This window comes from Bacteroides sp. AF39-11AC, from assembly GCF_003474285.1.
Taxonomy (GTDB): Bacteria; Bacteroidota; Bacteroidia; order Bacteroidales; family Bacteroidaceae; genus Bacteroides.
Window position 1 is genome coordinate 627,142 of sequence record NZ_QROH01000001.1, and the last position, 23,726, is coordinate 650,867.

Here is a 23,726-nt window from a genome sequence, read left to right on the forward strand (position 1 = left end):
ATGAAAACACTGATAAAATATCTCGTTACTGCATTAGTGGTAATTATGGTTAGTTGTGACGATACCGAACAATTGATTTATAAACAGCCCAATTCGTTTACCTTGACTCTTAATCAGGAAGATGAATTGCAAGTAGATATTCAGACCGGAGAAAAAATAGGTATCAATGGAACGGAATACTCCGTATTGTCGAATGCATGCGTTAGTATGTACGATGTTCCTGTTGCCAATCAATATCTGATTTATTATCCTGCTAATGCCCAACTTTCGGGCAATAATCTGGATTATTCTTTACCGACGGTTCAGACTTATACACAAGGTGCGATAGACCAGACCGCTTGTCCGCTTTATTGCCTGACGGATAATGACGGTCTGAATAATATGCAAATGAATGCAGTCTGTGGAGGATTGAAACTGATAGTTCCGGCTAATGAAGATTTTGCTTCTCTTACCTCCGTTACTTTTGAGTCCAAGAACGATATGCTTGCGGGAGATATACGTGTAGATGCAACGACGGGACAGATTACTTTCCTGGAGAATACATCTAAAACACTTATGTTGAAAGGCGATATAAACATATCCGAAGGTCAGGAACTGTATCTTCCCCTTCCGCCGATGGCATTGAGTAGTGCGCTGGATATAACTCTTGTCTCTCCTAAGGGAATTGGTACTTGTTCTGTAGACTTAAACGGAAAGAGCATTGAGCGCGGTAAAGTCCTTTCTGTTGCTTTAGAGAGCATTGAATGGGTATCGGTGACCAATTATTATGGTAAGGCCAACTCAATCATAGTGGCTCCCGGTACAGCTTCAGTAACCGTTGATTGTACTCCTTACTATACTACCAGTCTGAAGTACACTTATGAGAATCATGTTTCGGACGATAGCAGATTAGCTCGTTCTGCCAAATTACTTTGGAATGATGTTTCTACCGATTTTATAAGCAATGTGTCATTATCTTCCGACCGTAAATCTTTCACAGCTACTTTGAATGGGCAACCAGGTAATGCGGTTATCGCTATTTATGACATGGAAGATGCTGATGCAGAAGATGCTACTATTCTCTGGTCTTATCATATTTGGGTTACTGATGTTGCAGATCAGCCTTTCGGAGTAAATAGCAAAGGCAATAGTTATACAGTTATGGATCGTAATTTGGGTGCTGTTTCTGCTACTCCGGGTGATGCTAGGGCAATAGGGTTACTTTATCAATGGGGACGTAAGGATCCGTTTGTAACAACCTGTGAAGTAGGGAAGAATATTGAAGCTGAGATGTATGACCAGAGCGGGACGGTTAGCCTGAAAATAGAAAGTGGCAGTGAAGAAAGAGGCACGGTAGCTTATTCTGTCCGGAATCCGGTTACGTATATTAAGTATTCACGTTCCAAGAGCAATGTTGCCACCCCACCTTACTATTATTCATATGACTGGCTCTATTGGGGTGATAATGCTCTCTGGGGAAATCCCGAAGGATATGATTATCCGTCAGTTGCTTCTATTCAGAAATCTGTATACGATCCTTGTCCTGAAGGTTACATGGTTGCACCGCGTGATACATGGTTGAATTCATCTTCTTCTACATCCGGCATTGAGGCGAGTGTTTTTTTGTCTACCTCTAATTGGGATGCGGAGAATTTGGGTTACTCTTTGAATTATAATGGACAGGAGTTGTGGTATCCGCTTGGTGGTTTGCGTAATCGTAAAACGGGGAAACTTCAGGATGCGGAGAAATCCGGTTACTATTGGCAAAGTACAGCCTTCTCATCTAATGGGGCAGATGCAAGTTACATGAACGTGGGTAAGGATAAAGTAGATGTGGTAGGGAAGAATAGCCGTGCCAATGCTTTTTCCGTACGCTGTGTGAGAGTTTATTGAGGTTTATAAAGGGTTAGTGAAGAAAGAAGGTGGTTGCTTTGCGAAGTTTATCATCTTCTTTTTTAGATTACTGGATACTAGAGAGTTATAAAGTAATTATGAGAAAATGTAGAGCCTGTTTGGGGCTTTTCCTTTATCTGCAGTTTAAAGCTTATTCCCTTCTATGCTCTTCTATCTCCTTAATTTATGAACTTTAGTAGGGGGAGCGAGGAAGGGAATAATGAGAAGAATAAGGTCTTAAATCTCTTTGTTTTATTTCTGATATAAGTAAGTTATTTTCCTTTGTAAAATCTAATAATGTACTTTCAATATTGAATTATGCTCATATTATATATAACTCTCAATATGCTGAGCAAAACAGGCTATTTCGGATAGTAATGTTTTGGTAAAATATGCTTTTTAAGGGACAATTAAATGCTTTTTGATTGGACAAAATCAAAAAGAAAAGTATTAGGGTCAAAAGGAATATAATTGTGGCTGTACAATTGTTTACTTTTATTCTTTGTAGTAATTATTGTTTGCTAATTAACCTTTCAATAACGTATAATTTACTTGTTAATCTAATTTATATAATGAAGAATTACTTTATTCTGTTTGCATTGTCTGTATGGATGACCGGTTTATCTACGAATGCTCATGGCAGAGAAATACCAGATTTCTTTTGGATGAGAAAAGTAGGTGCTATGTCTTATCCGGTACAGCAGGCTGTATATAATGTCACAGACTATGGCGCAAAGGGAGATGCTCTAAGTATGAATACTACGGCTATTCAAAAAGCAATTGATGCTGCAGAACAAGCCGGAGGCGGAACTGTAGTATTTCATCCAGGCATTTATCTTACAGGTTCTTTATTTGTAGGGAACAATGTAAATCTTCATATTTCAAAAGGAGTGACTCTTATAGGCTCTCAAGATATAGGTGATTATAAGAAGATAGATACGCGTGTTGCAGGAATAGAAATGGAGTGGCCTTCTGCATTGATAAATATCATTGGTAAGAAAAATGCTGCTATTTCTGGTGATGGAGTGATAAATGGGCGTGGCAAGGTGTTTTGGGATAAGTACTGGAATATGCGGGAGGATTATGAGGCAAAGGGATTACGCTGGATTGTGGATTATGATTGTGAACGCCCTCGTGGAATTCTTATTGCCGAATGTGAGAATGTTACTGTACGTGATATTGTATTGTATCAGCCTGGTTTTTGGAGTTTACATATTTTATATAGTAAGCATATAACAATTGATGGTATCATAATTAGTAATAATATTGAAGGCCATGGTCCAAGTACAGATGGCATTGATATTGATTCATCTGAATATATTCTTGTTCAGAATGCTAATATAAATTGCAATGATGATAATTTCTGTTTGAAAGCTGGACGAGATAGTGACGGGCTTAGGGTGAATCGCCCTTGCCAATATGTGGTGATTCGTGATTGTGTAGCTGGTTCAGGAGGGGGGATGTTTACTTGTGGTAGTGAAACCTCGGGGGGAATTCGTAATATAGTGGCATACCGAATGAAAGGTGTAGGTACAAAATGTGGGTTGCGTTTCAAGAGTACTTGTCAGCGTGGTGGAGTGATTGAAGACATTTATTTGTATGACATCGAGATGATAGGGGTTGAACGGCCGTTTGTTGTTGATTTGAATTGGAATCCTGCATATAGTATTTCTAAACTTCCGAAGGGATATGATATGGAGAAAATTCCAGTGTACTGGAGTAAAATGTTAGAATCGGTAAGTTTGGAACAAGGTACTCCTGTCTTTCGGAATGTTACTCTTGATAATGTAACAGCTTCTAATGCAAGAACTTGTATGAATGTAGTTGGAATAGCAAACAGCAAAATCGAAAACTTTATACTTCGTAATGTCTGTATTGAAGGTGATAAAGCTGGAAAAATCATTTGGGCTAAGGACTGGAAATTAGATGACGTTCAGATTAAAGCTCATGATGAATTGATATTGGAGTATAATGAGAATGTTGATATGCCATAATGTGTGTTGGAGAATGAAACTATGAATAAAAAAAAATGTAGAATATGAATAAGAGTAAACTTTTAGGAGGATTTTGTGCCGTAAATATGTTGGTTCTTCCTCAAATAGTGGTTAAAGCCCAGCAGTCAACTGCGGTAAATGATAAAAAAACTAATATTATTTTCATATTGGCGGATGATATGGGCTATTGTGATTTGGCTTGTTATGGGAATAAATATATTGAGACTCCTAATATTGATAAACTGGCAGCAACTGGCACTTCTTTTACTCAGTGTTATGCAGGATCGGGAATAAGTTCTCCTTCCCGTTGTGCGTTGATGACGGGGCGGAATACAGGGAATACTACCATTCGTGATAATTTCTGTAATGCAGGAGGTATTGAAGGGATGAAAGGTACAAAGCCTATACGAAGAATGCATTTGTTACCGAATGATACAACAATCGCTACTGTATTAAGCAGTGCTGGCTATCGGACATGTTTGGTAAACAAATGGCATTTGGATGGTTTTAATCCTGAGGCTACCCCTTTGAATCGAGGATTTGATGAGTTTTATGGCTGGCTTATTAGTACAATATATTCTAATGATCCATACTACTATCCTTATTGGCGTTTCAATAATGAGAAACTTGAAAATATAAAAGAGAATGAAGGAGACAAGCATATAAAACATAATACTGATCTTTCAACGGAAGATGCGATTAAATTTATAAATAGGAACAAGAAAAATCCATTCTTTTTATATTTGGCCTATGATGCACCGCATGAACCTTATATTATAGATGAAACAGTCTGGTATGATGATGAAACTTGGGATATAAATACTAAACGATATGCTGCGCTTATCACACACATGGACCGGGCAATTGGACGCTTGTTGGCAGAACTTGATAGATTGGGATTGCGTGAGAACACAATGATCATTTTTGCTTCGGACAATGGAGCTGCTAAACAGGCACCATTGGCCGAATTAGGGTGTAAAGGTTCGCTTAAGGGTATGAAAGGACAGCTTTATGAAGGAGGAATTCGGGTGCCCTTTATTGTTAATCAGCCAGGTAAAGTTCCGGTTCAGAAATTGAATAACATTATTTATTTTCCGGATGTAATGCCTACATTGGCCGCGTTGGCTAATGCCACAGATAAATTGCCCCCCAAATTAAATGGTATAAATGTCTTGCCGCTATTTTATGGTAAACAGCTTGATACGGATAATCGTTTACTGTACTGGGAGTTTCCTGGTAAACAACGTGCAGCTCGCAGAGGTGACTGGAAAGTTGTTACTATTAAAAAAGATGCTCCTTTAGAATTATATAATATAAAAGAAGACATAACAGAGTCTGTGAATTTAGCCGATAAATATCCTGAAGTAATAGCTGAATTTGAGAAGGAAATGAATAAAATGCATGTACCTACTCCCAATTGGCCATTGCCTGGTGAGTTTTGATTAGCTGTAATGATTAGGTCATGAAGAAAGGATGTTCGTAATGAGCATCCTTTTTTTTATGGTATTTTTAAGACTGATTTTATATTTAGTCCACTAAAGAATGCTACTATAAATCCTATTCCTTATTTGAATATTGAGTTATTTATTAAGAAAATCAAAAGAGAAAGTGTTTCGGTCAAAAAAAACATCTTATAAGCTGGTTGTTGATTTTATTTTTGTAACCCAAATAATGTGCTCGATAACGGTTGTACATTTTGCTAGTCTTAAATTATTTATTAATCAAATTTATTAATAATCTATGAGAATCTTACACAGAAAAATGTGCTTATTAATGCTTCTGTTAATAGGCTGTCCTTTAAGCATTTTAGCCCAGAACAAGACGCTTACCGGTACGGTTCGCGATGCGATTGACGTGGTGATCGGTGCTTCTGTTACGGTGAAAGGTGACAAATCTATTGGTACTATTACCGATATGGATGGTAATTTCAAACTCTCTGTACCTGTTTCGGCTAAGGAATTGGTGGTTTCGTTTATTGGTTATGAAGATCAAATTGTTCTTATTGGTAACAAAACCCATTTTGCAGTTACGCTCAAAGAATCTTCAGTAATGTTGGAAGAGGTCGTTGCTATTGGGTATGCGAAGGTGAAACGTAAAGAATTGACTGGTTCTTCTGTTTCAGTTGGTAGCAAGGATTTAGCCATTGCCCCTGTGACTACTGCCGCGCAAGCATTAGCAGGCAAAGCGGCTGGAGTGAATATTGTACAACAGAGTGGAGCTCCGGGTGCTGACATCAATATTACAGTACGTGGTGGTACGTCTATTACGCAAGGTACCGAACCGCTTTATATCGTTGATGGTTTTCAGATGGAGAATGGTTTGCAGAATGTGGATATTAATGATATTGAAACTATTGATGTCATGAAGGATGCTTCAGCAACGGCTATCTATGGTGCTCGTGGCTCGAATGGTGTTATATTGATTACGACAAAATCCGGTAAGGCAGGTAAGACGGAAGTATCTTATAATGGTTTTGTAAGTTTTGACCGTTTAGGAAAGAAGTTGGATTTAATGGGAGTTGAAGATTATGTAAAGTATCAATATGAATTCCAATTGCTTCGTGGCAATGAAGATAACTTCTCGAATATTTTTGGTGGAGATATTAATTCTGGTGATTTTTATACTAGTGCCTATGGGCGTATTGCTAACGAGTACGGTAATCGTGCCGGCATTGATTGGCAGGATGAGGTGTTTGGTAATACAGGTATCACTCAGAATCACAATGTGAATATCAGTGGTGGTAGCGAGAAAACTAAATACATGTTGAGCTACAACTATACGGGTGAAGACGGTATAATGGATAAACATGGTTATCAAAAGAATAGTATTCGTGCTAAAATTAATCATGAATTATGGAAAGGTGTGCGGTTTGATTTTTCTTCCAGTTTACAAATGACTAAAGTTGATGGAGGTGGTTCATTGGGAGGAACCTTGAAGCAGACTATTTTGCAGCCGGTAACTGGTGGTGTGAAATGGACCAATGAACAACTGTTAGGCTCTGATTTAGCTGATCTTTTCTCTGAAATGTATGGTGGGGACAATTATGATGCAAATAATCCGATTATTAATAACCAATCTATTACTAACGAGAAATATACCCGTATGGCTACAGTGAATGCTGGACTCGAAATAGATATATTGAAGGATTTAACTTTCCGTACTTCTGGAAGTTATATGTGGCAGCAAGTTCGTCATGATTATTGGGATAATGGTAATACTAAGACAGCTTCTTCCAATCAAAGTCCTTATGGTTATGGTTACCGTAACAACAGTGAAAAGTTTTCTTGGCAGATTACAAATACATTGAATTATGCATTTAATGTGAAAGAAGCTCATCGTTTTAATGTCTTGCTTGGTCAAGAAACTTGGTATCAAGAGTCTATGAACTTGGATAACGAATATCGTAAATTCTCAGATGGTAACTTTGGATTGAATGATGTCAGTATGGGTACTCCGCAAACGTGGAAGTCGGGAAAAAGTCGGGTAGGTCTTGTTTCTCTTTTTGGTCGTCTTTCTTACAATTATAGTGACCGCTATTTATTTACGGGAACGTTACGTGCCGATGGCTCTTCTAAGTTTGCCCGTGGTCAACAGTGGGGCTATTTCCCTTCGGCGTCTGCGGCATGGCGTATCTCTGAAGAAGGATTCATGAAGGATTTTGATTTCTTCCAGAATCTGAAATTGCGTGTTGGTTATGGAACTTCGGGTAATAATAATGTTGATAACAATATGTATGCTACAGATTACGGATCGGGGCATTATGGCTATAATGGTAGTGATTACATTACACTTGTACCCGGTACAACACTTGGAAACAAAAAATTGAAGTGGGAAAAAACCACCACCACCAATATAGGTTTGGATGTATCAATATTTAATAGCCGTGTCAATCTGTCTGTAGATTGGTATAACAATGAATCCTCCAATCTATTGATTAAGAATAAGATTCCTACTTCTACCGGTTATACTCACCAGTTCCAAAACATTGGCTCTATTCGTAATCGAGGTGTAGAATTAGTTTTGAATACAACCAATATTCGTACGAAGGATTTCAGTTGGACAATGGATTTCAATATAGCTTTCAACCGTTCTAAGGTATTGGATATTTATGGAGATGGTGAAACTGATAATTTCATAGCAGAATATGAATCTCGTATGGGTTTCAAGATTGAAGAGGGGAAACCATTAGGACAATTTTTTGGCTTGATTTATGATGGTATTTATACAACAGACGATTTTGTTCAGAATGCTGACGGTGGTTATACGTTGAAGGATGGCATTCCTTATTTGAAAGGTTCTAATCGTGAAAATGTAAAACCGGGTGATGCTAAATATAAGCCGACGGCTGGTGAGGTAGACTCAGATGGAAATCCGGTATGGGGGACTAATGACCGTACTGTAATAGGAAATGCAGCTCCTGATTTTATCGGAGGTTGGAACAATACCTTTACTTACAAAGGATTTGATTTGACCATCTTCATGAATTTTGTAGTAGGTAATGATGTGTTCAGCATGAGTACGCAACGTTTTATCGGTCCGTATTTAGCTAACCAAAATACACTTGAAAAAATGAAGAATCGTTTCACATTGATTGATCCATCAACCGGTAAGGAAAGTACTGATTTAGCACGTTTGGCTGCTTTAAATCCACACCAATATAGCGGTGATGCTTTATGGAATATTTCAGGTAATAACAAAACTGCTATTAGTGAACGTAGTAGTTACTATTTGGAAGATGGTTCTTACTTGCGTCTGAATACTATTACTTTGGGTTATACTTTACCGAAGAAATTAGTACAGCGCGCCAAAATCAGTAATGCCCGCGTATACTGTACCCTGAATAACATTCATACTTTTACTGGCTATACAGGGTATGATCCTGAAGTATCTGCATCAAGCAGCGCTTTGACACCGGGTATCGATAATTCATCTTATCCACGTTCTAAGAGTTGGGTAGTAGGCGTAAATTTAACATTCTAAATTAGATAATTAATATGAAAAAGATAATGAATATTTTAGGTATATCTGCTGCCATGTTGTTGGTTTTCACTTCTTGTGAAGATTGGCTCGATATGCCTTCCGAATCAAAAGCGGATAGTTCTACTGTTTTTGAAACAGTAGGAAGAGCGGAGATGACCGTGATGGGTGGTTATTCATGGTTGCATACACAAGAACTGGGCTATCAATTATTGATGGGTACGGATGAAGCTGCTTCTACAGAGTCCAATTCTAAATATAATGTGGCCAACTATGATTACACTAATACCTCCAGTATGTTGAGTTCTACTTATACAAATATGTATAAAGCCATTGAATATGCTAATGTTTGTATTAAGAACCTTCCGGAAATGAATGTTAGTGATGGTGAGAAGAAGAAAGTAGATGCACTACTGGGAGAAGCTTTGGCGATAAGGGCCTATGCATATTGGAACATAGTTCGTTTCTATGGTGATGTGCCTTATACTAATATTCCTACAGTAGATCTGACTACATTTTCTTCTTCGCGTGTCAGTCGTGATACTATATATGATCATTGTATTGAAGATTTAAAACGTGCAATTGAATTGCTTCCTTGGAAAAGTGAAGGTATGGTTGCTACTCCCGAACGTTTCACGAAGAATTCAGCTTATGGAATTTTGGCTCGTGTAGCTCTTTACGCTGCCGGTTACTCTTTACGTTGGGATCTGAATACAGTGCCTTATAATCAGAGCACTTTAAAAATAGCACAACGTAGTGATGCTGCTCGTATAAAAGAACTCTATCAAATAGCGGCGGATGCTTGTAAAGCTGTAATAACTAAGGGAGAAAATCGGTTGCTGGATAATTACGATCAGATTTTCAGAGACTTGGGAAATCAGCAATATAATGATGAAACTATGTTTGAGTATGGTTGGTATAGTACTAATGGCCAGGATGTTCGTACAGGTTATACAAATGGCATTCCTACAAGTGGTACGGACAATGAAGGTTTGGGTAAAGGCGGTAGCCAGATGATAGCCATGCCGACATTCTATTTTGAATTTGAAGAGAACGATCAACGGCGTGATGTTTCAGTTTGTAATTATGGTCTTAAGTTATCTACTGGCAACAATGCTTATCAAATGAATACTTTTGCCGGTATGGGTGTGGGGAAATATCGTATTAACTGGAAAAAGGTCAGAGGTTCTTCTGACAGTAAACGTGATTTTAATTGGCCTATATTGCGCTACTCTGATGTCTTGCTGATGTATGCTGAGGCTTTGAATGAGTTGAATAACGGTTCTACTCCCGAAGCTGAGAAAGCGGTGGAAGATGTTCGTCTGCGTGCATTTAATAATGATGCCTCTAAAGTTGGTACGATTCCTTCCGGTTATGAAGAATTCAAAAACTTTATTATACAGGAACGCAAATTGGAATTGTCTAATGAGGGACTGCGCAAGAGCGATTTAGCTCGTTGGGGGATATTGGTTGATTATCTGACAACTGAAAAAGAAAAGCTGGTTCAATTGGCCAAGCGCGAAGGAAGATATGCAAACGTAGATGTATATCGTGCTTATAAGTTGGCTTCAACCCCATCTTTTGCAGATCCGACAATAGCTTTACCTTATATCTCAATGACTGAACAGGATTTGGTGGATATGGAACTCTCTGAAACTGAACTAACAACAATGCATACGTTGAATTCCGGTTCCAAAGGTGCCATAAAAAGAAAATTCTTTGAGGCTGATGGACAAGTTTATTTCAAAAGCGAAGATGTGCCGGCTGGCGCAAAGAAAGTAGAAGAAGTGGAATATACAATTCTGAATATGTTCAGCGTCAATTCCATTAAGCAAAAAGGAAATCTTTGTGTAGAAGATGTTGAAGGTCTTTCTTCTAATAATGCATGGATTACAGGTAAAACTGGTGTATTCTACGGCATGAAGAAGAATATGGTAGAAATATTACCGTTTAATACTACGAACATAATTGATGTGAATCCGGGGCTTGCCGGTCAACAGCATCCATCTTATTAATGGGTAATTGTTTTTCTTGATGGTAAAAAGAGGAAGGCGGGCATATTATGGGATGCACCGCCTTTTTCTTTATCATTTTTATTATAGATGGATGATATTGACACCTTCGGCATAAACTACATGATTGACTTACAGGCTGAATCCGAAAAATGCTTTGGACGCATCTGATTATACGTTAGATATAAATTATATCAATGCTAAAGTTTATCTGGATGATTTGATAGAGTAAGTTAAAAACTGGCGATGGAAGGTCGCAACTAACAAATGTGTCTGTTATTCCCTTTGTAAAAAATGCAATATACCTATTAATAGCGATTGTAGCGTATACTCCTATTAAATATTCCGGTGAGATATTTACCTGCATATAGCGATTGTTTTGCTTTTCTTTTATAAAGACCTTTGCGGTGATTTATTAACTGCATAAAACTCTTTGTAAATTGAAAGCAAATATAATAAAACTCTTTGTTCTTATTGTTCTGTTAATTTCCTCATTATCTGCCTTTTCACAAGACAGAGCTATGATCTCCGGTAAGATATTATCTACGGAAAAAGAAATCGTTGATTTCGCGACTGTCTACTTGAAGGGGACGAGCTATGGTGGAACTACCAATCAAGAAGGTATCTATCATATAAAAGCGCCCGCTGGTAACTATACATTGGTCGTGTCTGCCATCGGTTATAAAACGGTTGAGAAGCAAGTGAAACTGATTGCCGGAGAGCGAGTGAAACAGAATCTCACGATTACTCCCGAGACACAACAATTGGATGAAGTAACCATCGTTTCCACAGGAGTGACCCGATTGAAAAGATCAGCCTTCAATGCAGTGGCTGTTGATACGAAAGAACTGCAGAATACGACGAAGAATCTGAGCGATGCTTTGACCAAAGCACCGGGTATGAAACTTCGTGAATCGGGCGGCGTAGGTTCGGATATGCAGCTCATGCTGGACGGATTCAGCGGGAAGCACGTTAAGATATTCATTGACGGTGTACCACAGGAAGGAGTGGGAAACTCTTTCGGACTGAATAATATTCCTGTGAATTTTGCCGACCGGATTGAGGTTTATAAAGGGGTAGTGCCTGTGGGGTTCGGTACCGATGCTATTGGCGGTGTCATCAATATTGTTACTAACAAGAAGCGCCGTCGCTGGTTCCTGGATGCATCCTACTCTTATGGTTCGTTTAATACACATAAATCATACGTCAATTTCGGACAAACTTTCAAGAATGGGTTTATGTATGAAATCAATGCTTTCCAGAATTATTCGGATAACGACTATCATGTAGAGGCTCCGGTAGAGGACTTCGAAACCGGTAGAATCGACAGAGATAAGAAAGTACGTGTAAAACGTTTCAATGATACGTACCATAACGAAGCTATCATCGGAAAGATTGGCATTGTGGATAAAGAATGGGCGGATCGACTGTTGTTGGGCTTCACCTACTCGCATATGTATAAAGATATACAGACAGGTGTGCGGCAGGAGATTGTGTACGGTCAGAAACATCGTAAAGGTCATTCACTGATGCCGTCGTTGGAATATAGCAAGCGTGACTTGTTGACTAAGGGGCTGGATATGGCACTGACCGTTAATTATAATAAGAATGAAACGACCAATGTGGACACTGCTTCCTATAAGTACAACTGGTACGGGCAGAAAGCGCTGATGAACTCCCCCGGTGAACAGTCTTACCAATATTCGCGGGCGGATAATAATAACTGGAACGGTACGTTGACTGTGAATTATCGAATTGATAAGGTACAGATGTTGACTTTCAATCATGTCTTGAATGCTTTTCACCGTTCCAACACTTCACTGCTTGCCAAGGAAGAGCAGAAAGAAGCTATCGCCAAGGAAACCCGTAAGAACATTTCCGGACTGTCCTATCGTTTGATGCCATCTGAGAATTGGAACTTCTCCGTGTTTGGTAAATACTACCATCAGTTTGTGGGAGGTCCGATGGCTACATCCAGTAATCAGAGTGAGTATGTACGCACCACCCGCGATGTCAGTTCCATGGGGTATGGTGCAGCGGGTACCTATTTCATATTACCCGGTCTGCAGGCGAAGTTGTCTTATGAGAAAGCCTATCGCTTGCCTACTATTGAAGAGATGTTCGGTGATGAAGATTTGGAAATGGGAGATATCGGTATCAAACCGGAGAACAGTGACAACCTGAATCTTAACCTCAGCTACACCCGGACATTCGGCAGTCACTCCGTATATGTGGAAGGTGGTTTGATATACCGCAATACAAAGGACTATATCCAGCGTAACATTGCCGACCTGAGCGGAGGTAAGTCGGCTGCTACTTATATAAATTACGGTAAGGTGCTGACAAAAGGCTTTAACGTTTCCGCCCGATACGGTTTCGGAAGATGGCTGAGCATCGGGGGAAACTTTACGCAAATGAATGTGCGCGACAATATGAAGACTTCGATTTCCAGCAGTGCGGCCAACCTTGCCTACAAAGAACGTATGCCCAACCTGCCATATATGTTTGCCGATTCGGACGTGACATTCTACTGGCGCAACCTCGGAAAGAAGGGCAATACACTGACAATGTCCTACGATAACCAATATCTGCACAGTTTCACTTATTATTCATCCAACATCGGGTCTAATAAGAATGATTATGTGGTGCCTAACCAGTTCTCGCACAATCTGGCTCTTTCTTATAGCTTGCACGGTGGCCGTTACAACCTGTCGTTTGAGTGCCGTAACTTTACAAACGAGAAACTGTATGATAACTTCAGCCTTCAGAAGCCCGGACGGGCATTCTACGGCAAGGTGCGTGTGTATTTTGGTAATTAGAGATTCATGGATTATATATAGAGATTAAATTAAAGGTAAAAAACAAGATGAAGAAGAATAACTTTTTGACCGGACTGTTTGCAACTGCAATGACCGGACTGGCGCTGACAGCGTGTACTGACAATGAGCCGAGCCTGGGTAATGGCACCGAGGGCAGAGGAGAGTATGTAATAGCATCTTCCGTTACGGCTTCGGGAAATACTACAAACGTTTTGCTGACTTCCGAAACATTGGATAAAGGTACGGTGTCTGCCATAAATAATGGCCTTGTGAATGACGGAGCTTCGCAGTGGATATTCTATAAAGACAAATACTTGTATGGTTTGACCTACAATCAGGGTAATGCCGGTACCACCCGTTCATTCGTGATGAACTCAAACTATGAAATGGTGGCGCGTTCGGGCGAGTATGCAGTGAAGCGTTTCACCAGCTATGGCATTTACGAAGGATATATCATCACGTCTTCTACGGGCGACGGATATACGGGTTATGCCGATGAAAACGGGTATCTGCCTAAGACGTTCCTGCTCTCTTATCTGGATGTAGCGGCCGAAACTTATAAGACGAATGATACACAGAACAAGGCTTACCTCTCGGAAAACTTCCTGGGAAATGGTGAGTTTGTGACACTGGCAGGTATTCTGCAACACGGTAACAAGATTTATAGCGCAGCTGTCCCGATGGGATTGAGCCAGTATGGTTCGGCGTACAATAATGGCGAGTGGGTGTTGCCGGGCAATGAGGACCTGATAAAGACGGAAGACGGTGGCTCAAACAGCAGCAGCTACAAGAAAGGAGAATTGCAATGGACGCAATATCCGAATGAATGTTGGGTAGCCATCTTTGATGATGAAACTCTTACCAGCAAGAAACTTATCAGTACAGATAAAATCAGCTATGCCTGCGGACGAAACAAGTCGCAATATTACCAGACTATCTGGGAAGCAGACAATGGTGATATCTACGTTTTCTCTCCCAGTTTTGCCAAGACAATGGACGACGTGCGCCAGCAGACCACTCTGCCTGCCGGTGTAGTACGTATTCCTAACGGTACGGAAGACTTTGATGATTACTATTGTGACTTGGAAGCTCAGAGTGGCGGAAAATCTTTCCTCCGTTGCTGGCACATTACGGGTGATTACTTCCTGATGTTGATGTATGACCGTGCTTTGACTGAAGAAGATTTTACTGCCAATCAACTGGCTATCTTCAAAGCGGGCGACAAGAAGCTGACTTATGTAACCGGCTTGCCTGAGACTGAATTGATTTCCGGCTTCGGCAATGCGCCTTATACCGAGAATGGCAATGTTTATCTGACTGTAACGACAACTGAGGGTTATCCTGCCATTTACAAGATTAATCCGTCGAGTGCCACTGCAACAAAGGGAGTCACCATTGAGGCTACTCAAATCAGCGGTGTAGGCCGGTTGACACCTACTAAATAAGCGAAAGATCATTCATTAATTATAATTAGGGATAAAGAGCCTGCTGGTATATGCCGGCCAGGCTCTTTTTTACGAACTTCATAAAATGACATAATGAGAAAGATATTCCGTAATATACACTTGTGGCTTTCCATCCCTTTCGGGATACTGATTACGTTGATCTGCTTTTCGGGCGCAGCACTGGTCTTCGAGAAAGAAGTGATGGAGCTTTGCCACCGTGATCTCTACTTTGTGAAAAAGGTTGAGGCTGCTCCGTTACCCATGGAACAGCTGATGACTAAAGTGGCGGCAACTTTGCCCGATAGCGTATCAGTGACCGGTGTAAATGTTTCGTCTGATCCCGAACGAGCCTATCAGGTTACGCTTTCCAAACCCCGTCGCGCATCTATGTATGTGGACCAGTATACGGGTGAGGTTACGGGCAAATATGAACGTGCACCCTTTTTCAACTTTATGTTCCGGATGCACCGTTGGTTGCTGGACAGCATGAAGCAGGATGGCGGCATCTTCTGGGGCAAGATGATTGTCGGCACCAGTACGCTGATGTTTGTGTTTGTGCTGATATCAGGCGTCGTCGTCTGGTGGCCGCGTACGCGCAAGGCATTGAAGAACAGCCTGAAGATTGTAGCAAATAAAGGTTGGCGTCGCTTCTGGTACGACTTGCATGTGGCGGGCGGAATGTATACGCTTATCTTCCTGTTGGCTATGGCTCTTACGGGACTGACATGGTCTTTTCAGTGGTATAGGACAGGCTTTTATAAAACCTTTGGCGTGGAAGTGCAGCCCAGTATGGGGCACGGAAATGCAGCAGCCAATGCTACCGCGAAAGGCGGGAAGTCAGGAGGTAAACCGGAGGGTAGGGAAGGCCGTGGTGAACGTTCCGGAAACAGGGGTGAAAGACCCGAGGGCGAAAGTGGCAGACCGGAAGGACGTGGTGTGCATAGGCGTTCTCCTTATATACATTGGGAACAGGTGTACGAACAATTGGCCCAAGCAAATCCCGGTTACAAACAAATCAGCATCTCCGACGGTTCCGCCAGTGTTGCTTTCAATCGCTTTGGCAATCAGCGGGCAACCGACCGCTATAAATTCAATCCCCGCAACGGTGAAATAACCGAAACGACTCTATACAAGGATTTGGAGAATTCCGGTAAAATCCGTGGTTGGATTTACTCCGTGCATGTGGGCAGTTGGAGCGGCATACTGACGCGGATACTGACCTTCATTGCCGCATTGATAGGCGCAAGTCTTCCGTTAACGGGATATTACCTTTGGATACGTAAGAAGATAAAGCGGAAAGCGTTTTGACATTTTGCTTTTTATGCATAATGAGAATGCGATATTTCCGTCCAACGGAGGGGGAGAATGAAAAGAAACGAACGGAAATCAGCATATTGCTGATTGAAAGTGGAATACAGAAATACGTACAACTCTGAAAAAAGAAAAATAGATGGTCTGTCCACTGAAAATACATGGTTTGTTTCACATCCATGGACCGTTTATGTTCGATCCATGGATCGTTTGTTCTTCATCTATAGATCAGATGCGTTCCATCCATAGATTGTTTGCGTTAGATCCATAGTTCGTTTGTGAAAGATCTATAGTTTCTTGCATAAGTATTGCATATATGGCCTGCTTTATACAAAAATGCTGCATTTATATTCCGTGGATTATGCAATCGGATTCTATTTGAACTGTTTGTGGAAAATGTTCTGTTGGGAAAAGGATAGTTTTGATAGCTTTTTGTTCGCAGTGAAGCGGAATGAGTGACTTCTTGTGATATAAAGAGCTAAGTGGAAAGAAGCGGGGATTATCTCTCCGTCATTTTGTACAGCCAGAAAATCATTCTGCTTATTTATTGTTTGCCAGAGAATGTCTTTCTTTGTAAAATCGAATAATAAAGCCAAATACTATGAGTAGAAAGCACTTTCTTGGTACTATCCTTTTCTTACTGACAGCTTGGATTGTACAAGCTCAGGAAACAGAACGTCAATATCTTTCCGGCACTGGGTTGGGTAACACCGTGACCTGGCAGTTTCGTGTATCCGAAGGAAACAACAGCGGGCGCTGGAGTAAAATAGAAGTTCCTTCACAATGGGAACTGCAAGGCTTCGGTGAATATACCTATGGCCGTTGGTATAAGAAACCCGGAGTGAAGAATCCTTCGATGGAAGAAGGTATTTATAAGCGCTCTTTCCGTGTTCCCCGCGACTGGCAGGGACAGAATGTACATCTCTGGTTTGGTGGTGTAATGACTGACACCGAAGTCTTCGTCAATGGTCAATCCGCAGGCCCCGTACATCAGGGAGGTTTCTATCGCTTCTCTTATGACGTCACCGATCTGCTGAAATTCGGAAGCAACAATCAAATTGAAGTTCGTGTAAAAAAGCACTCTGACAACAAGTCCATCAACGCTGCCGAGCGCAAGGCGGACTGGTGGCTCTTTGGTGGAATATATCGCCCTGTATGGCTGGAAGCAAAGCCGGCTACACATATCGAACGCCTCGCCGTAGATGCCCGTGCGGATGGAGAGCTAAAAGTAGAAGTACATTTGCAAGGCACCACCGGAGAAGAAAGTCTTTCTATGGAAGTGGCACCGATATCTGCCAAGGATGCCGGACACCGTCCCGTGAAAGTTACTAAAGATTCCGTTCAGTTGCTGACTGCTCATTTCGACGGTATATCTCCGTGGACTCCTGAATCCCCTGTACTCTACCGGCTTACAGTTTCCTTGCTCGGTAAGGCAGGAAACGTCATTCACTCCATGGATACCCGCATCGGCTTCCGCACTATTGATTTCCGCCCTCGCGACGGACTCTACCTGAACGGTACCAAGCTTGTTATGAAGGGCATCAATCGCCACACCTTCCACCCCGATGGCGGACGAACCACGAATAAAGAACTCAGCATACAGGATGTCAAGCTCATCAAGGAGATGAATATGAACGCCGTCCGTTCTCACTATCCCCCCGATGAACATTTCCTGGATGCCTGCGACTCTCTTGGTTTGCTCTACATCGACGAGCTGGCTGGCTGGCAAGATGCTTATGATACCCCTACAGGTACCCGCCTTGTCCGTGAAATGTTGACGCGTGACGTGAATCATCCCTGTATCGTGCTCTGGAGCAATGGTAACGAAGGTGGATGGAATACTGCAATTGATAGCCTGTTCCGCACTTACGACCCGCAAAAACGTCATGTCATCCACCCCTGGGCGGATTTCGATGAACTCGATACGCACCACTATCCTGCTTATCTCACCGGAGTGGCCCGTTTTACTAATGGCTATAAAGTCTTCATGCCCGCCGAATTCATGCATGGCCAGTACGATCAGGGACATGGTGCCGGACTGGAGGACTTCTGGGCACGCTACACCGCCCATCCTCTCTTCGCCGGAGGCTTCATGTGGGCATACAGTGACGAAGCTGTACGCCGTTCCGACCGTGGAGGTGCACTGGATAGTGAAGATTACAATGCCCCGGATGGTATCCTCGGTCCCTATCGCGAAAAGGAGGGCAGTTACTATTCTGTCCGTGAAGTCTGGTCGCCTATCTATGTGGAACCTCTGATGATTACCCCCTCGTTCCGTGGTGACTTCCGGGTATCGAACCGATTCCTGTTTACGAACCTGGACAAGTGTTCCATGCGTTGGCGCGTACTCCATTGTGCATCGCCTTTGCAAGGTGAAGCTGTGGGTAACCCGGTATCTGTAGCCGATGGAGGTGCCCAAAGTTGGCGTCAGGTAGTAGATAGCGGAATGGTACAACTTCCTTCGTTGGTTCCCGGTGAGACAGGATTCGCCCGAATCGCAGCTCCCAAACTTTTTGAGGGGGATATCCTCGAACTTGAAGCCTATGGAGCCGATGGCGAAAGCATCTGTACACGTACCTTCCCGATACATTATGCGAAAGATTATCTGCAAGGTGAACTGCAGGCAAATACTCATTCGTCCGCTTCACAAACTTCAGCCACGGGTAATTGCCGTGTTGAAGAAACCGATACTCTGATTACTTTGCATTCTCCTGCCGTTACCGTCTCTTTCCGGAAGAGTGACGCTACTATCACTTCCGTAATAAGGAATGCCGACAGTCGGGTTATTCCTCTGAAAGATGGTCCCGTTGCCGTGGGTATGAAGATGATCCTGTCCAATCTCTCCGCCCGTACGGAAAATGGTGATGCTGTTCTTTGTGCACGCTATCGGGGTGCTGCCGACTCCATCGTTTGGCATCTCACCCCTGCCGGTCTCCTCTCTATGGATGCCGTGTTGTTGAACCGTGCTTCCGGTGGCGGTGGCTTCGACGATGCCTTTACCGACACCGAAGTCCTGAACCTCGGACTCACTTTCTCATATCCCGAATCCGAGTGCTCCGGCATGCGTTGGATGGGACGTGGTCCCTACCGTGTCTGGAAGAATCGTATCCCCGGTGCCAACTATGGCATCTGGCAGAAAGATTATAACAATACCATCACCGGTGAAAGTACCGACCGCCTTGTGTACCCCGAATTCAAGGGCTATCATGCCAACTTCTATTGGGCTACCTTGCAAAGTTCTACGGTTCCTTTCACCGTGTATGCTGCCAGTGATGGCATCTTCCTGCGGGTATTCACGCCCGAAGAACCCCACGGCCGCCAGGATGGCATCAATACCATGCCCGACTTCCCCGCGGGAGATATTTCTTTCTTGCTCGATATTCCGGGTATCCGTTGTTTCAAGCCCATCAGCCAACATGGTCCACAGAGTCAGCCGGGAATTATCCGCATCAAGAAAGGAGACGAAGGATTACGGCTGAATCTGATGTTCGACTTTAGATAAGTAAACAAAATACGATAATCTATGAAATCTATTATTATTGCCGTCAGCATATTGCTGGCGGCAGTTAGTTGTGTGCATGCGCAACTAACGTCTCGTGCGATGGCATCCGCTGATGAAGCGTCGCTACCAATCGCCTTTCCCGGTGCCGAGGGATATGGCAAGCATACATGGGGTGGACGTGGCGGGCGCGTCTTTGTCGTAACCAATCTGAATGACAGTGGTCCGGGCAGTCTTCGTGAGGCTGTAGAATCAGAAGGGGCTCGTATCGTAACCTTTGCTGTAGATGGTACCATCGAGTTGAAGTCCCACCTGCGTATTAAGAACGACAGTATCACCATTGCCGGTCAATCTGCTCCGGGGCAGGGTATTTGTCTGAAAGATTATCCTCTCATCATAGATGCCAGTCAGGTCATCGTCCGCTATCTTCGTGTACGTGTCGGCGACCGCCATCAGTTGGACAGTGATGGCTTGGGGGGTGGCCGGTATGGGCAGAAGAATGTGATTCTCGATCACCTTTCCGTCAGTTGGAGCATCGACGAATGCCTGTCTATCTACAAAACAGAAAACCTGACCGTGCAATGGTGTCTTGTGGCCCATAGCCTGAATGCATCGGTGCATACCAAAGGGAGCCATGGTTTCGGTGGCATCTGGGGTGGCTATAAAGCGACTTTTCATCATAACCTTCTGGCCAACCATGCCAGCCGTAACCCCCGTTTTTCTTCTGTAGACGGGACTAAATGGGTGGACTATCGCAATAATGTAGTCTACAACTGGGGATTTAAAGCTGCCTACGGTGGCGGTCATCATGGAGAAATCAATATGGTGAAGAATTACTATAAACCGGGACCGGCATCCCAGCATCATCGTCTGCTCGATGTGGCAGAGGATGGAACAGGCCGTTATTATGTAGCAGGTAATGTGATGGCAGGTGATCAGGCTGTCACCTGTGACAATCGTATCGGAGTACGTGATTGTGCCGGGAAGCCTTACATTCTTCACCGGAAAAGTGCTTCACCGGATTCCGGCATATCACTTGAAGCACGTCCGGAGAGGGGAGAGGAAACTGCAACTTGTCTGGTAGAGCAGCCGTTTCCCTATGCGGCAATCTCGGAGGATGAGCCGGATCAGGCTTACCGTCGCGTACTGAAGTCTGTCGGTTGTAGTTTTCAGCGTGATAGCTATGACAAGGAAGTGCTGCGGCAGATGAAAAAAGGAATAGGTACATTCGGTGTCAACGGCATCATCAATTCACCGGACGATGTAGGAGGATGGCCCGTACTGAAAACAGGCAAAGCACCGCTCGACAGCGATGGTGACGGTATGCCCGATGCTTGGGAACGTCGTCACGGATTGAATCCGGATGATCCCTTGGATGCGGCTGCCTACACACAGGATGGAAAATATACGAATATCGAAGTCTATCTCAATGCTCTTGTGAAGGACTGATAATAAAGTAAATGTCATTTACCTTATCATTTATGCCAAAGCATACAGAGCACAGTTCGCAGGGAACTGCTATTTTTGTCCCGACTATTAATCTAACTATCTGTTATTAAGAATACCATGAAAAAAGTATTTTATTCCCTTTTCGCCGCTTTCGTGCTGACGGCTTGCGGTTCGGAGAAACAAGCTCCGATAGACCGTGAAGCATTGGTGGCCCGTAACAATCCTCAAGTAGCCTCGTTCGATTCGTTGGCTTCGCTCAGCGTGGGTAATGGTGAATTTGCGTTCACGGTAGATGCTACCGGTTTGCAAACATTCCCGTCTATGTATAGTAAAGGTGTGCCTTTGGGTACACAGAGCCAGTGGGGCTGGCATTCATTTGCCAATCCGCAGGGATACAAGTCTGAAGAAACCCTGAAAGCCTTTGACTTCGGCCGTGGACACGAAGAACTCTACGCCTGCCAGTTCAAGGAGGCGGGGCGGCAAAAAGAAGCTTCCGACTGGTTCCGCGTCAATCCGCACCGCTTGCACCTGGGTATTGTCGGTCTGGAACTGGGTGACGGAGTGAAAGCATCCGATATTACTGATATCCGCCAAACACTGAATATGTGGAAAGGTGAAATCACCAGCCACTTCACACTGAATGGTAACGTTTTTGATGTACAGACAGTCTGCCATCCCGATCAGGATATGATTTCCGCCAGTGTCACCAGTCGTGCACATGCCGGTGTCAATCTGCGCTTTCCGTATCCCACGGGTGCACATGCCGATGATGCATGCAATTGGGATGCGAACGATAAACATTCTACAACCATTGTCCGTCAGGATGCCCAAAGTGCCCTGCTGAAGCGTGTGCTCGATGAAACCACTTATTATGTAACTCTGCGTTGGGAAGGCAAAGCCAATCTGGCCGAGAAATCCAAGAACTATTTCGTCTTGACTCCGGATGAAGATATGCTGGCGTTCTCCTGTCTCTTTACTGCTGAGGAGCCTGCCGCAGATCAGGTCTTGCCTGCCTTCACAGAAACTGCTGCTGCCAGTGCCTCTTATTGGACGAACTTCTGGACGAATGGCGCTGCTGTCGATTTCTCACATTGCACCGATCCGCGTGCCGGGGAGCTGGAACGTCGTGTGGTACTCAGCCAGTATCTTCTCGCTATCCAGTCTGCCGGTAGTGTACCTCCGCAGGAAACTGGTCTGACCTATAATTCCTGGTTCGGTAAGTTCCATCTCGAAATGATTTGGTGGCATCAAGCCTGGCAACCGCTTTGGGGACATACTGATCTGCTGGACCGTACGCTGGGTTGGTATGAAACCGTAGAACCCGTTGCCCGTGAAATAGCCCGTCGCCAGGGTTTCCCCGGTGTGCGCTGGATGAAGATGACTGATCCCAGCGGTACGGAAGCACCTTCCAATGTAGGCTCTTTCCTGATCTGGCAACAACCGCATTTCATTTATCTGGCCGAGCTTGTTTACCGTTCCAATCCTTCAGACGAAGTGATTCAGAAGTACAATAAACTGGTGCAGGAAACTGCCGAGTTCATGTATGCTTTCGCAACTTATGATGAATTCCACGGTCGTTTCATCTTGAAAGGTGCTATCCCTGCACAGGAAACACTGCGTGCAGCTACCACTATCAACCCTCCTTTCGAACTCTCTTACTGGCACTTTGCTATGCAGACAGCCCAGAAGTGGCGCGAGCGTGCCGGTGGAAAGCGCAATCTGGAATGGGACGAAATGATAGACAAACTCTCCCCGCTTGCTTATAACGAGGATCATCTCTACCTGGCATCCGAAGATGCCGTCGATACTTACAAAGATATTCGTTTTACCAGCGACCACATGGCCGTGCTTGGTTCCGTAGGTATTCTTCCGATGAACAAGCTCATTCGCGACGACTATATGAAGAATACCCTGCACTGGGTGTGGGACAACTGGAACTGGGGAAAAACCTGGGGTTGGGATTATCCGATGACTGCAATGAATGCCACCCGTCTGGGCGAACCCGAAAAGGCTGTAGGCGCTTTGCTGATGGATAAACGCACTAATACCTACCTGTTGAATGGACATAATTATCAGGATGGGCGTCTGCGCTGTTACTTGCCCGGTAATGGTGGCTTGCTGACTGCCGTAGCATTGATGTGTGCCGGTTGGGATGGTTGCCAAGTGAAGAATCCGGGCTTCCCGCAGGACGGAACATGGGATGTACGTTGGGAAGGTCTGAGCCCGATGCCGTAACTGTCTGCTCATTAAAAAATCGCGTATTCCGTTGGTGGAATTAATTTAAAACGGAAAAGTAATAAATAAATAGATACGCGGACGACGCGTACCCATTTAATTCATAACCCTAT

At 43.3% G+C, this 23,726-nt stretch carries 11 protein-coding genes; all 11 read left to right on the forward strand.

Going from position 1 to position 23,726, the window contains the following annotated elements; genetic code table 11:
• The 11 genes from DW036_RS02090 to DW036_RS02140 all read left to right on the forward strand — a co-directional run bounded on the left by DW036_RS02090 (position 1) and on the right by DW036_RS02140 (position 23,613).
• Entirely contained in the window at positions 1 to 1,872 is a 1,872-nt protein-coding gene (locus DW036_RS02090) for an FISUMP domain-containing protein (RefSeq protein ID WP_118460909.1), read from the forward strand.
• 572 nt (positions 1,873 to 2,444) lie between these two features.
• A complete protein-coding gene (locus DW036_RS02095; protein ID WP_118460911.1) occupies positions 2,445 to 3,866 on the forward strand; it encodes a glycoside hydrolase family 28 protein in 1,422 nt (473 codons plus the stop codon).
• A 44-nt stretch (positions 3,867 to 3,910) separates the two neighbouring features.
• On the forward strand, positions 3,911 to 5,308 hold the full coding sequence (locus tag DW036_RS02100; RefSeq protein WP_118460913.1) for a sulfatase-like hydrolase/transferase: 1,398 nt from the start codon (positions 3,911 to 3,913) through the stop codon (positions 5,306 to 5,308).
• A gap of 331 nt (positions 5,309 to 5,639) precedes the next feature.
• The gene (locus DW036_RS02105; RefSeq protein ID WP_118460915.1) at positions 5,640 to 8,846 is read left to right on the forward strand and encodes a TonB-dependent receptor; all 3,207 of its coding nucleotides are present in this window, start codon (positions 5,640 to 5,642) and stop codon (positions 8,844 to 8,846) included.
• Between the two features lie 14 nt (positions 8,847 to 8,860).
• Positions 8,861 to 10,858: a RagB/SusD family nutrient uptake outer membrane protein gene (locus DW036_RS02110; protein WP_118460917.1), complete on the forward strand. Its 1,998-nt coding sequence runs from the start codon at positions 8,861 to 8,863 to the stop codon at positions 10,856 to 10,858.
• Between the two features lie 518 nt (positions 10,859 to 11,376).
• A complete protein-coding gene (locus DW036_RS02115) occupies positions 11,377 to 13,674 on the forward strand; it encodes a TonB-dependent receptor (RefSeq protein ID WP_233560245.1) in 2,298 nt (765 codons plus the stop codon).
• A gap of 47 nt (positions 13,675 to 13,721) precedes the next feature.
• Complete coding sequence (locus DW036_RS02120) at positions 13,722 to 15,119, forward strand: DUF4374 domain-containing protein (protein WP_118460919.1); 1,398 nt, start codon at positions 13,722 to 13,724, stop codon at positions 15,117 to 15,119.
• A 93-nt stretch (positions 15,120 to 15,212) separates the two neighbouring features.
• Complete coding sequence (locus tag DW036_RS02125) at positions 15,213 to 16,427, forward strand: PepSY domain-containing protein (RefSeq protein ID WP_118460921.1); 1,215 nt, start codon at positions 15,213 to 15,215, stop codon at positions 16,425 to 16,427.
• 604 nt (positions 16,428 to 17,031) lie between these two features.
• The gene (locus DW036_RS02130; protein ID WP_118460923.1) at positions 17,032 to 19,932 is read left to right on the forward strand and encodes a glycoside hydrolase family 2 TIM barrel-domain containing protein; all 2,901 of its coding nucleotides are present in this window, start codon (positions 17,032 to 17,034) and stop codon (positions 19,930 to 19,932) included.
• 21 nt (positions 19,933 to 19,953) lie between these two features.
• Entirely contained in the window at positions 19,954 to 21,378 is a 1,425-nt protein-coding gene (locus DW036_RS02135) for a pectate lyase (protein ID WP_118460925.1), read from the forward strand.
• 117 nt (positions 21,379 to 21,495) lie between these two features.
• Positions 21,496 to 23,613: a hypothetical protein gene (locus DW036_RS02140; protein WP_118460927.1), complete on the forward strand. Its 2,118-nt coding sequence runs from the start codon at positions 21,496 to 21,498 to the stop codon at positions 23,611 to 23,613.
• The last annotated feature ends 113 nt before the right edge of the window (positions 23,614 to 23,726 follow it).